The sequence below is a fragment of the Pseudomonas sp. EU05-FHT14B02 genome (assembly GCF_058791055.1).
Window position 1 is genome coordinate 106,209 of record NZ_JBYTDD010000009.1, and the last position, 12,648, is coordinate 118,856.

Sequence of the window (12,648 nt, forward strand, 5' to 3'; positions counted from 1 at the left end):
CTGCCTGCTAAGGTTGGCAAGGCCGTCTTCGCAACGGATAATGCCCAGTTTTTCCACCAGCGCATGATGCGCCGCCGCGCCTGCGGTCGAAAGAGAAGACCATGAAAGACACCATTCGCCAGCTGATCCAACAAGCCATCACCCAACTCGTCAACGAAGGTGTGTTGCCTGAAGGCCTGTCGCCGGCGATCCAGGTGGAAAACTCCCGCGACAAGAAGAACGGCGATTTCGCCAGCAACATCGCCATGATGCTGGCCAAGCCCGCTGGCATGAAGCCCCGCGACCTGGCGGAAAAAATCATCGCCGCCCTGCCGGCTGACGAAAATGTCGCCAAGACCGAAATCGCCGGCCCTGGCTTCCTGAACTTCTTCCAGAACACCGACGCCCTGGCCGCACGCCTGGACGCGGCCCTGGCCGACACCCACATCGGCGTGCGCAAGGCCGGCCCGGTGCAGCGCACCGTGGTCGATCTGTCGGCGCCGAACCTGGCCAAGGAGATGCACGTCGGTCACCTGCGCTCGACCATCATCGGCGACGGCGTGGCCCGCGTGCTGGAGTTCCTCGGCGACACCGTGATCCGTCAGAACCACGTCGGCGACTGGGGCACCCAGTTCGGCATGCTGATGGCTTACCTGCAGGAAAACCCGATCACCAGCGACGAACTGTCGGACCTGGAGAACTTCTACCGCGCCGCCAAGCAACGCTTCGACGAATCCGAAGAGTTCGCCGACCGTGCCCGTGGCCTGGTGGTCAAGTTGCAGGCCGGCGACGCCGATTGCCTGGCCCTGTGGACCAAGTTCAAGGACATCTCGCTGTCCCACTGCCAGAAAATCTACGAACTGCTCAACGTCAAACTGACCATGGCCGACGTGATGGGCGAAAGTGCCTACAACGACGACCTGATCAACGTGGTCAACGACCTCAAGGCCGCGGGCATGCTGGTCGAAAGCAACGGCGCCCAGTGCGTGTTCCTCGACGAGTTCAAGAACGCCGACGGCGACCCGCTGCCGGTGATCATCGTCAAGGCTGACGGCGGCTATCTGTACGCCACCACTGACTTGGCGGCCGTGCGCTACCGCAGCGGCAAACTCAAGGCCGATCGCGCGCTGTACTTCGTCGACCAGCGTCAGGCCCTGCACTTCCAGCAAGTGTTCGCCGTGGCACGCAAGGCCGGTTTCGTGACCCATCCGATGGAAATGGAACACATGGGCTTCGGCACCATGAACGGCGCAGACGGTCGTCCGTTCAAAACCCGTGATGGCGGTACCGTGAAGCTGATCGACCTACTGACCGAAGCCCAGGAACGCGCCTACACCCTGGTCAAGGACAAGAACCCGGAACTGGCCGAAGCCGAGTTGCGCAATATCGCCAAGGTCGTGGGCATCGGCGCGGTGAAATACGCCGACCTGTCCAAGCACCGCACCAGCGACTACAGTTTCAACTTCGACCTGATGCTCAACTTCGAAGGCAACACCGCGCCGTACCTGCTGTACGCCTACACCCGCGTGGCCGGTGTGTTCCGCAAGCTCGGCAAGGACTTCAGCGAAGTCGAAGGCCAGATCGTTCTGGAAGCGGCGCACGAACATGAACTGGCGGCGAAGCTTGCGCAGTTCGGTGAAATCCTGAACAACGTGTCCGAAAAAGGCACTCCGCACATCCTTTGCACTTACCTGTACGACGTCGCCGGCCTGTTCTCCAGCTTCTACGAGAACTGCCCGATCCTCGCCGCCGATACCCCGGCACAAATGCAGAGCCGCCTGCGCCTCGCCGCGCTGACCGGACGCACCCTCAAGCAAGGCCTGGAACTCTTGGGCCTGGAAACTCTGGAGCGTATGTAAGTTGGCTGCCAAGAAAAAACCTGCACCCAAGCGTGGCGCCAGCCGTTACCAAGCTCCTGCAAAGCAACCGATTCCGGGTTGGTTGTGGATGGTCATCGGCCTCACGGTCGGTGCGTTCCTTGTGTTCTTGATGAAACTGGAGCCGGGCAAGGGCAGCGACACGGTCAAGCGTGAAAAGGTCGAGCAACAGCAACAGCAGAAAGCCAGCAAGATCGCCGAGGCCAACAAGACCCCGCCGAGCCCGACGCAACCGGTGAAGCCGAAGTACGACTTCTACACCTTGTTGCCGGAATCGGAAGTCATCGTGCCGCCGGATGCCGTGCCGGAAAAAACCCTGCCGACGCCGCAAGTGCCGGCCATCCCGACCACGCCGGTCACCCCGGCCGAAGCGGCGAAGATCGACACCGCACGGGCCCAGGCTGCCTTGGCCGGGATTACTCCGCCTCCTGCACCACCGGTCAAGGCTGCGCCTGTGACGAAGTTTTTCCTGCAGGCTGGCTCGTTCCGCAAAGAGACTGATGCGGACAAGGTGCGAGCGCAGATCATCCTGCTGGGCCAGGCCGTGGCGGTTGAGTCCGGCACGGTGAAAGACGAAACCTGGTATCGGGTTCTGGTCGGGCCGTTCAGCAACCGCGAGCAACTGACCACCGCGCAGAAACAATTGGCGGGCGCAGGCTTCAGCAATTTGTTGTTACAACAACGCCAGAGTCGCTGATCCTTTCAGAACCACCGCGTCATCGCTCATCGCGAGCAAGTTCGCTCCCACAGGATTTACGCTAACCCTGCAGGAGCGAGCCTGCTCGCGATGGCATCATATCCAACGCCACATATTCCCTTTGGCACACGCCGCCCGTCCCCTCTTCCACTGCGCGGTTGAAATCCACTCCAGCACCCCCATATGGATGGGCATAAGGCATTTTCGCCCCGCTGCGTGGAGACTCTTCCCTTGACCACCATCGTTTCAGTTCGCCGCCACGGCAAAGTCGTCATGGGCGGCGACGGCCAGGTTTCCCTTGGTAATACCGTGATGAAAGGCAACGCGAAAAAAGTTCGCCGCCTGTACCACGGTCAGGTCATCGCCGGTTTTGCCGGTGCCACCGCCGACGCCTTTACCCTCTTCGAACGTTTCGAAGGCCAGCTTGAAAAACACCAGGGTCACTTGGTGCGCGCAGCCGTCGAACTCGCCAAAGAATGGCGCACCGACCGTTCCCTGAGCCGTCTTGAAGCCATGCTCGCGGTCGCCAACAAGGACGCCTCCCTGATCATCACCGGCAACGGCGATGTGGTTGAGCCCGAAGACGGCCTGATCGCCATGGGTTCCGGTGGCGCCTACGCCCAGGCCGCGGCCAGCGCGCTGCTGAAAAAGACCGACCTGTCAGCCCGGGAAATCGTCGAAACCGCCCTCGGTATCGCCGGCGACATCTGTGTATTCACCAACCACACCCAGACCATTGAGGAGCAGGACTGCGCCGAGTAAGCCCGTGCAGCCATCGCACCACGGCTCATTCTTGCTTGAGGTCCACTGAATATTATGTCCATGACTCCCCGTGAAATCGTCCACGAACTCAACCGCCACATCATCGGCCAGGACGATGCCAAGCGCGCCGTCGCCATTGCCCTGCGCAACCGCTGGCGCCGCATGCAGCTGCCTGAAGAGCTGCGCGTTGAAGTAACGCCAAAGAACATCCTGATGATTGGCCCGACCGGTGTCGGTAAAACCGAGATCGCCCGTCGCCTGGCCAAACTGGCCAATGCGCCGTTCATCAAGGTCGAAGCGACCAAGTTCACTGAAGTTGGCTATGTCGGCCGCGACGTCGAATCGATCATTCGTGACCTGGCCGATGCGGCGATCAAGCTGCTGCGCGAACAGGAAATCGTCAAGGTTCGCCACCGCGCCGAAGACGCCGCCGAAGAGCGCATCCTCGATGCATTGCTGCCACCGGCGCGCATGGGTTTCAGCAACGACGATGCCCCGACTGCCGATTCCAACACCCGCCAGCTGTTCCGCAAGCGCCTGCGTGAAGGTCAGCTGGATGACAAGGAGATCGAAATCGAGGTCGCCGAAATGACCGGCGTCGATATCTCCGCGCCACCGGGCATGGAAGAAATGACCAACCAGTTGCAAAGCCTGTTTGCCAACATGGGCAAGGGCAAGAAGAAAGCCCGCAAGCTCAAGGTCAAGGAAGCGCTCAAGCTGGTGCGCGACGAAGAAGCCGGTCGCCTGGTCAACGATGAAGAGTTGAAGGCCAAGGCCCTGGAAGCGGTCGAGCAGCACGGCATCGTGTTCATCGACGAAATCGACAAGGTCGCCAAGCGTGGCAATTCCGGAGGCGTCGATGTGTCCCGCGAAGGCGTGCAGCGCGACCTGCTACCGCTGATCGAAGGCTGCACCGTCAACACCAAGTTGGGCATGGTCAAGACCGACCACATCCTGTTCATTGCTTCGGGTGCGTTCCACCTGAGCAAGCCGAGCGACCTGGTGCCCGAGCTGCAAGGCCGCCTGCCGATCCGTGTCGAACTCAAGGCCCTGACCCCTGAGGATTTCGAACGCATCCTCAGCGAGCCTCACGCCTCGCTCACCGAGCAATACTGCGCTCTGCTGAAAACCGAAGGCCTGGGTATCGAGTTCCAGCCGAGCGGCATCAAGCGCATCGCGGAGATCGCCTGGCAGGTCAACGAGAAAACCGAAAACATCGGTGCCCGTCGCCTGCACACCCTGCTCGAGCGCCTGCTCGAAGAGGTGTCGTTCAGCGCCGGCGACCTGGCCAGTGCCCATGACGACAAGGTGATCCAGATCGACGCCGACTACGTCAACAGCCACCTGGGTGAATTGGCACAGAACGAAGACCTGTCCCGTTATATCCTGTAAGCCATACTTACAGCGATAGAGATCCTGTGGGAGCGAGCTTGCTCGCGATGAGGCCATCTCATTCGACATAGATGTTGAATCTGATACCGCTATCGCGAGCAAGCTCGCTCCCACAAGGTTCTGCACAAGACGGACATCTGGCCATGATCCCCACCGACATCAAGCTGCACAAAGCCTCGAAAACCCTGACGCTCAAATACGCGTCCGGCGAGGAGCACACCCTGCCCGCCGAGTTCTTGCGCGTGCACTCTCCTTCCGCCGAGGTCCAGGGCCACGGCAACCCCATCCTGCAATTTGGCAAGATCAATGTAGGCCTGACCAAGGTAGAACCCGCCGGCCAGTACGCACTGAAATTGACCTTCGATGACGGCCACGACAGCGGCTTGTTCACCTGGGAATATCTGTACGAGCTGGGGCGACGTTATGACGAACTCTGGGAAGATTATCTGGCCGAGCTAAAAACCGCCGGAAAAACCCGCGACCCGAACGAATCCGTCGTCAGGCTGATGCTCTAATCCGAGCCTCTTGCTCATTAGAGGGCATTTTCTAATTTCATCTGTTTGAATGCTCCGCTTCAGGGCCGCCGATTGGCCTGCTTGCGAAAAAAATTAAACTCGGGTAACCAATGGAACTGGCAAGTTCCCTGCAGTGCTCTCTGCATTAAAAGAGCAGCGATGCAGTATTAACGGTCACCCCGAGCAGTAGTACCTGGCATTGGCTGTGTGACTACACAGCAGGACCCGGTACTCGTCTCAGGACAATGGAGCGTCGTAGATGAGTAACAAGAATAACGATGACTTGAAGAGTCAAGCCTCGGAAAACACCTTGGGGCTGAATCCTGTCGTTGGACTGCGTGGAAAGGATCTACTGGCTTCTGCTCGAATGGTGCTCAGGCAGGCCATCAAGCAACCGATTCACAGCGCCAAGCATGTCGCTCATTTCGGCCTGGAACTCAAGAACGTGCTGCTCGGCAAATCCGAGCTGCTACCGACAAGCGATGACCGTCGTTTCGCGGATCCGGCCTGGAGCCAGAACCCGCTCTACAAACGTTATCTGCAAACCTACCTGGCGTGGCGCAAGGAACTCCACGACTGGATCGACGACAGCAACCTGCCGGCCAAGGACGTCAGCCGCGGGCACTTCGTGATCAACCTCATGACCGAGGCCTTCGCCCCGACCAACACGGCGGCCAACCCGGCGGCGGTCAAACGCTTCTTCGAAACCGGTGGCAAGAGCCTGCTCGATGGCCTCTCGCACTTGGCCAAGGACCTGGTACATAACGGCGGCATGCCGAGCCAGGTCAACATGGGCGCATTCGAGGTCGGCAAGACCCTTGGCGTGACCGAGGGCGCGGTGGTCTTTCGCAACGACGTGCTGGAACTGATCCAGTACAAGCCGATCACCGAGCAGGTGCATGAACGCCCACTGCTGGTGGTACCGCCACAGATCAACAAGTTCTACGTTTTCGACCTGAGCCCGGAAAAGAGCCTGGCGCGATTCTGCCTGCGCAACAATGTGCAGACCTTCATCGTCAGTTGGCGCAACCCGACCAAGGAGCAGCGCGAGTGGGGCCTGTCGACCTACATCGAAGCGCTCAAGGAAGCGGTTGATGTGGTCACCGCCATCACCGGCAGCAAAGACGTAAACATGCTCGGTGCCTGCTCCGGCGGCATCACCTGCACCGCGCTGCTGGGTCACTACGCGGCAATCGGCGAGAACAAAGTCAACGCCCTGACCCTGCTGGTCAGCGTGCTCGACACCACCCTGGACAGCGACGTGGCCCTGTTCGTCGACGAGCAAACCCTGGAAGCCGCCAAGCGCCAGTCGTACCAGGCCGGTGTACTCGAAGGCCGTGACATGGCGAAAGTCTTCGCCTGGATGCGCCCCAACGACCTGATCTGGAACTACTGGGTCAACAACTACCTGTTGGGCAACGAACCGCCGGTATTCGACATTCTGTTCTGGAACAACGACACCACCCGGTTGCCCGCCGCGTTCCATGGCGACCTGATCGAAATGTTCAAAAGTAACCCGTTGACCCGTGCCGATGCACTGGAAGTGTGCGGTACGCCGATCGACCTGAAGAAAGTCACCGCCGACATCTTCTCGCTGGCCGGCACCAGCGACCACATTACCCCGTGGCGCTCCTGCTACAAGTCGGCGCAACTGTTCGGCGGCAACGTTGAATTCGTATTGTCCAGCAGCGGACACATCCAGAGCATTCTGAACCCGCCGGGCAATCCGAAATCGCGCTACATGACCAGCACTGAAATGCCCGTCAATGCCGATGACTGGCAGGAAGAGTCGACCAAGCACGCCGACTCCTGGTGGCTGCACTGGCAGGCATGGCAGGCACAGCGTTCGGGAAACCTGAAAAAAGCACCGGCAAAACTGGGCAACAAGGCCTATCCCGCGGGTGAAGCCGCGCCAGGCACCTATGTGCATGAGCGGTAACTGACACACCTCGCTATCCCTGTAGGAGCGAGCTCGCTCGCGAAGGGCGTTAACGATAACGCGTGCAATCTGGATAGCGCGTTGCCCGCACGTTTTTCGCGAGCAAGCCCGCTCCTACAGGGGATCGAGGACGAATTCGAAATAGCGACCCACAGGGCCAGAAGCATGCCGCAACCCTTCATATTCCGTACCGTCGATCTGGATGGCCAGACGCTCCGCACGGCGGTACGCCCCGGCAAGCCTCACTTGACGCCCCTGCTGATTTTCAACGGCATCGGCGCCAACCTGGAGCTGGTGTTCCCGTTCATCGCGGCACTGGACCCGGACCTGGAAGTCATCGCCTTCGACGTACCCGGCGTCGGCGGTTCGTCGACACCAAACCGGCCGTATCGTTTTCCGAGCCTTGCGAAGCTCACAGCGCGGATGCTCGACTATCTCGACTACGGACAGGTCAACGTCATCGGCGTGTCCTGGGGGGGCGCCCTGGCTCAACAGTTCGCCTACGACTATCCGGAGCGCTGCAAGAAACTCGTGCTGGCGGCAACGGCAGCGGGTGCGGTGATGGTACCGGGCAAGCCGAAAGTGCTGTGGATGATGGCCAGCCCGCGACGCTACATCCAACCGTCCCACGTGATCCGCATTGCGCCGATGATCTACGGCGGCGCTTTCCGTCGCGACCCGACGCTGGCCGCGAGCCATGCGGCCAAGGTGCGTTCAGCGGGCAAGCTCGGATACTACTGGCAGCTGTTCGCCGGCCTCGGCTGGACCAGCATCCACTGGTTGCACAAGATCCGCCAGCCGACCCTGGTACTGGCCGGCGACGATGACCCGCTGATCCCGTTGGTCAACATGCGCTTGCTGGCCTGGCGGATCCCCAACGCCCAGTTGCACATCATCGATGACGGGCATTTGTTCCTGATTACCCGGGCCGAAGCGGTGGCCCCGATCATCATGAAATTTCTGGAGGAGGAGCGCCAGCGCGCGGTGATGCATCCGCGTCCGGCGCCATTGGGCAGCTAAACCGCTGCGTCAGCGGCCGGCAGGACGCCACGCCGCGCAACAACCCGTTACAGCGTCTATGGTGTTCTGGTTCGGTGTGTTTGTTTTTAGCCTGAAGACGAAGGAGTGTTGACTCATGCGCGAGAAACCAGCGAGGGATTCCTTACCGACTCCCGCCGCGTTCATCAATGCACAGAGTGCGATTACCGGCCTGCGCGGTCGGGATCTGTTATCGACCCTGCGTAGTGTGGCCGCCCATGGCTTGCGCAATCCGGTGCACAGTGCCCGACATGCCCTCAAACTCGGCGGCCAGCTTGGTCGTGTGCTGCTGGGCGAAACCCTGCACCCGACCAACCCGCAGGACGCTCGCTTCACCGATCCGGCATGGAGCCTCAACCCGTTTTATCGGCGCAGCTTGCAGGCCTACCTTAGCTGGCAGAAACAGGTCAAGAGCTGGATCGACGAGAGCGACATGAGCCCGGACGACCGCGCCCGTGCCCACTTTGCGTTCACCTTGCTCAACGACGCCGTATCACCCTCCAACACCCTGCTCAATCCACTGGCGGTCAAGGAGCTCTTCAATTCCGGCGGTAACAGCCTGGTGCGTGGCATCAGCCATTTGGTGGACGATCTGCTGCACAACGACGGCCTGCCCCGGCAAGTCACCAAGCAAGCATTCGAGGTTGGCAAGACTGTCGCCACCTCCACCGGAGCCGTGGTATTTCGCAACGAACTGCTGGAGTTGATCCAGTACAAACCGATGAGCGAAAAGCAGTATTCCAAGCCCCTGCTGGTGGTGCCGCCACAAATCAACAAGTACTACATTTTCGACCTTAGCCCCCACAACAGCTTCGTCCAGTACGCGCTGAAAAACGGCCTGCAAACCTTCATGATCAGCTGGCGCAACCCGGATGTGCGTCACCGCGAATGGGGGCTCTCGACCTACGTGGAAGCTGTAGAAGAGGCCATGAATGTCTGTCGGGCGATCACCGGCGCACGGGAGGTCAACCTGATGGGCGCTTGCGCCGGCGGTCTGACCATTGCCGCGCTGCAAGGACACCTGCAGGCCAAGCGGCAGCTGCGCAGGGTGTCCAGCGCAACTTATCTGGTGAGCCTGCTCGACAGCCAGATGGACAGCCCCGCAACGCTGTTCGCCGACGAACAGACTCTGGAAGCCGCCAAACGCCGCTCCTATCAGAAAGGTGTACTGGACGGCCGCGATATGGCCAAGGTCTTCGCCTGGATGCGCCCCAACGATTTGATCTGGAGCTACTTCGTCAACAACTACCTGTTGGGCAAAGAGCCACCGGCGTTCGACATCCTCTACTGGAACAACGACAACACGCGCCTGCCGGCCGCCCTGCATGGTGACCTGCTGGACTTCTTCAAGCACAACCCGCTGACTCACCCGGGTGGCCTGGAAGTGTGTGGCACGCCGATCGACTTGCAGAAGGTCACCGTCGACAGCTTCAGCGTCGCCGGCATCAACGATCACATCACGCCGTGGGACGCGGTGTATCGCTCGACGCTGTTGCTCGGTGGCGAGCGGCGCTTCGTGCTGTCCAACAGCGGCCATGTGCAGAGCATCCTCAACCCGCCGAGCAACCCGAAAGCCAACTACGTCGAGAACGGCAAATTCAGCAGCGACCCACGGGCCTGGTACTACGACGCCAAGCGTGTCGATGGCAGTTGGTGGACCCAATGGCTTAGCTGGATTCAGGAACGCTCCGGTGCGCAGAAGGAAACCCACATGGCGCTCGGCAACCAGAACTATCCACCGATGGAGGCAGCACCCGGTACTTACGTGCGCGTGCGCTGACGTTCAACGAGCCACGGCCACTGTCGGCCGTGGCAAGACCCGATCATTAAGAAGACTGGATGAAAACCCGCGACCGGATCCTCGAATGTGCCCTGCAGTTGTTCAATCAGAAGGGCGAACCGAATGTCTCCACCATGGAAGTTGCCAATGAGATGGGCATCAGCCCGGGCAACCTCTACTACCACTTCCACGGAAAGGAGCCTCTGATTCTCGGGCTGTTCGAGCGTTTCCAGGGCGAACTGGCCCCCTTGCTCGATCCACCGGCCGATGCCGAACTGGCACCCGAAGAATACTGGCTCTTCCTGCACCTGATCGTCGAACGCCTGTCCCACTACCGGTTCCTGTTCCAGGATCTGTCGAACCTCGCCGGGCGCCTGCCGAAACTGGCCAAGGGCATTCGCAACCTGCTCAATGCACTCAAGCGCACACTGGCATCGCTGCTGGCACGATTGAAGGCGCAAGGGCTGCTGGTCAGCGATACCCAGGCACTGGGGCAACTTGTGGAGCAGATCACCATGACACTGCTTTTCTCACTGGACTATCAGCGGATTCTTGATCGTCAGGGCGAGGTGCGATTGGTGGTTTACCAGATCATGATGCTGGTGGCGCCGCACCTGCTGCCATCGATGAAGGCTGCGACCGAACAGATGGCGATGGAGTACCTGGAAGACCACGAATAACCCTGACACCCACCAACCCTGTGGGAGCGAGCTTGCTCGCGATGGCGGCGGATCAGCCAACATCAATGTTGAATGTGATGGCCTCATCGCGAGCAAGCTCGCTCCCACATTGGGCTTGTGTCGGTCAGAGATTCGCACACAAACAAAAACGCCCGACCTTCACAGGCCGGGCGTTTTCTTGAGCCCTGAAAATCAGGACTGACTGGTTGGCGTCGATGGAGCTGGCGCGACAGTCGGGGTGACCGCAGGGGTCGGTGCGGTAGCGGAGTTCGAAGCGCTGACCGGAGCTGCCGGCGTTGCCGGTTTGGCAGCTGCCACTGCTGGTTTTGGTGCTACGGCCTTTGGAGCTGCCGGCTTTTTCACCGCTGGTTTTTTCGCCGCAGCGGGTTTGGCCGCTGCAGTTTTCGCTGCAGGCTTGGCGGCCGGTTTAGCCGCTGGTTTGGCTGCAGGTTTGGCTGCAGGTTTGGCTGCGGCCGGTTTGGCGGCTGCAGTTTTAGCCGCAGGCTTGGCAGCAGGTTTAGCCGCTGCTTTTGCCAGTGGCTTGGCTGCGGTTTTGGCAGCAGGTTTGGCTGCCGCGGTTTTCACCGCAACAGGCGCAACCTTGGCACCGGTCAGTTTTTCGATTTGCTTGGTCAGGGTTTCGACCTTGCTGTGCAGTGCCTTGACCTCGTTGCGGCTCGGTACGCCCAGACGCGAAATGGCGCTGTTCAGACGCTTGTCGAAAGCACCTTCCAGCTCATCCCACTTGCCCAGTGCGCGATCTTTCACGCCGCTGATGCGCGACTTGGCCGAAGAAGCGGAGTCCTTGGCGGCGTCGACAGTCTTGCCAACAGCACTCTTGGTGAGCTTCTCGGCTTTCTCGCCGTCCTTAACCAATGCATCGAAGAGTTTGCTGCCGTCAGTGTCGATCTTCGAGTACACGCCTAAACCAGCCAGCCAGATTTTTCGGGAGTAATCTTCAACCTTCCCGATCCACGAGCTGCCTTCTTTTTCGGTTTTCTTTTTAACAGCCATCCCGTTCTCCTTAAGATTTACGCGCGACACGTTCGAGCAATGCCGTCAGCTCATCGAGCTTAGCAGAGAGTGTCTCAACGTCATGTTTAGACGGAATACCGATACGATTCAAGGTACTTGCGACACGCGTGTCGAACGCCTTCTCGACCTTGTCGAGTTGAACCTCGACCTTGCCTTTGAAAGTGCTGACTTCACTCTTGGCTTCATCGATCTCGGCATTGGCCGCTTCAAGCTTCTCAGCGACTACCTTTTTGCCTTTCTTTTCAACAACCTGACCAGCCTTGATCAGCTCCTGAAAGTACTCGCTGCCCTCTTGGCCGACCTTGGCGTAGGCACCCAGGCCTGCCAGCCAGATCTTGCGGGCATAGGATTTGACGTCGCCCAGCGTGCCGGTCGACGGGTCGATTTTTTTCTTCAAAATAACTTTGGCCATGGTGCACCTCACGCGCAGAAGGTTTGAGGAACTGCCCGGGTAAGTGTCGGGCTCTGGCACAAAGTAGGGAGAAAAATTAGAAACGGCACCCTAACAAATGACATAAACCTTTGAGAGCGCCACACAAAAAACTGTGGGAGCGAGCAAGCTCGCTCCCACAGGGGATCTCATTACAGCTGGAGATCAGACCAACGCTTTATCCAGCGCCTTTTCGATTTCCGCTTTGATCATGCCGCTCATGGCCGACATCATCAGGCCCAACTCCACGTCGACCTTGATCGAATCTTCACTGACATGCACCGCACCCTTCACACCCGAGCGCTTGAGATTGAGGGTGTCGCCGGACCACTGCGGCTCCAGGCCATACTGATCGGAAAGTTTCTGCGCCAGCTTGTCGGCCTTCTCGCGAGCCGCTTCCTTACCCAGGCCGTGGGCACGTTCAACACTAATACGGGCCATCAAATGACTCCTGCTTTATGGATGCTTTCCCGAGACATCTTGACCTCTGCTGCGTCAAAACGTCCCGATAGTTGCTCATCTTA

At 59.7% G+C, this 12,648-nt stretch carries 12 protein-coding genes; 9 read left to right on the forward strand and 3 right to left on the reverse strand.

All coding sequences use genetic code 11. The annotated features are described in order from the left end of the window. Positions 1-101 precede the first annotated feature (101 nt). The 9 genes from argS (at position 102) to AC3WTM_RS11100 (ending at position 10,659) form a co-directional block, all read left to right on the forward strand. Entirely contained in the window at positions 102-1,838 is a 1,737-nt protein-coding gene (argS, locus tag AC3WTM_RS11060) for an arginine--tRNA ligase (protein ID WP_102672218.1), read from the forward strand. Between the two features lies 1 nt (position 1,839). Next, positions 1,840-2,553 (forward strand): SPOR domain-containing protein, encoded by a 714-nt coding sequence (locus tag AC3WTM_RS11065; protein ID WP_057712359.1) that lies wholly within the window; start codon positions 1,840-1,842, stop codon positions 2,551-2,553. Positions 2,554-2,784: 231 nt separating this feature from the next. Further along, positions 2,785-3,315, forward strand: a complete 531-nt coding sequence (gene hslV / locus AC3WTM_RS11070; RefSeq protein ID WP_007975582.1) for an ATP-dependent protease subunit HslV — start codon at positions 2,785-2,787, stop codon at positions 3,313-3,315. 54 nt (positions 3,316-3,369) lie between these two features. Next, entirely contained in the window at positions 3,370-4,707 is a 1,338-nt protein-coding gene (hslU, locus tag AC3WTM_RS11075; RefSeq protein WP_102672217.1) for an ATP-dependent protease ATPase subunit HslU, read from the forward strand. A 143-nt stretch (positions 4,708-4,850) separates the two neighbouring features. Continuing rightward, complete coding sequence (locus AC3WTM_RS11080) at positions 4,851-5,222, forward strand: gamma-butyrobetaine hydroxylase family protein (protein WP_173677900.1); 372 nt, start codon at positions 4,851-4,853, stop codon at positions 5,220-5,222. A gap of 259 nt (positions 5,223-5,481) precedes the next feature. Continuing rightward, the gene (gene phaC, locus AC3WTM_RS11085) at positions 5,482-7,161 is read left to right on the forward strand and encodes a class II poly(R)-hydroxyalkanoic acid synthase (RefSeq protein WP_102672216.1); all 1,680 of its coding nucleotides are present in this window, start codon (positions 5,482-5,484) and stop codon (positions 7,159-7,161) included. 165 nt (positions 7,162-7,326) lie between these two features. Continuing rightward, positions 7,327-8,181: a poly(3-hydroxyalkanoate) depolymerase gene (gene phaZ / locus AC3WTM_RS11090; protein ID WP_057712363.1), complete on the forward strand. Its 855-nt coding sequence runs from the start codon at positions 7,327-7,329 to the stop codon at positions 8,179-8,181. A gap of 115 nt (positions 8,182-8,296) precedes the next feature. Continuing rightward, the gene (gene phaC / locus AC3WTM_RS11095; protein ID WP_102672215.1) at positions 8,297-9,979 is read left to right on the forward strand and encodes a class II poly(R)-hydroxyalkanoic acid synthase; all 1,683 of its coding nucleotides are present in this window, start codon (positions 8,297-8,299) and stop codon (positions 9,977-9,979) included. 59 nt (positions 9,980-10,038) lie between these two features. Then, positions 10,039-10,659, forward strand: coding sequence for a TetR/AcrR family transcriptional regulator (locus AC3WTM_RS11100; protein ID WP_057712365.1), 621 nt, complete (start codon positions 10,039-10,041; stop codon positions 10,657-10,659). 192 nt (positions 10,660-10,851) lie between these two features. Here the strand turns inward: AC3WTM_RS11100 and AC3WTM_RS11105 are convergent, their stop codons facing one another. The 3 genes from AC3WTM_RS11105 to AC3WTM_RS11115 form a co-directional block, all read right to left on the reverse strand. Next, positions 10,852-11,673: a phasin family protein gene (locus tag AC3WTM_RS11105; RefSeq protein WP_102672214.1), complete on the reverse strand. Its 822-nt coding sequence runs from the start codon at positions 11,671-11,673 to the stop codon at positions 10,852-10,854. A gap of 10 nt (positions 11,674-11,683) precedes the next feature. Continuing rightward, the gene (locus tag AC3WTM_RS11110; RefSeq protein ID WP_057712367.1) at positions 11,684-12,106 is read right to left on the reverse strand and encodes a phasin family protein; all 423 of its coding nucleotides are present in this window, start codon (positions 12,104-12,106) and stop codon (positions 11,684-11,686) included. Between the two features lie 183 nt (positions 12,107-12,289). Next, positions 12,290-12,565 carry a polyhydroxyalkanoic acid system family protein gene (locus tag AC3WTM_RS11115; RefSeq protein ID WP_015093124.1) on the reverse strand — a complete coding sequence of 92 codons (276 nt, stop codon included), beginning with the start codon at positions 12,563-12,565 and terminating at the stop codon, positions 12,290-12,292. Positions 12,566-12,648: the final 83 nt, after the last annotated feature.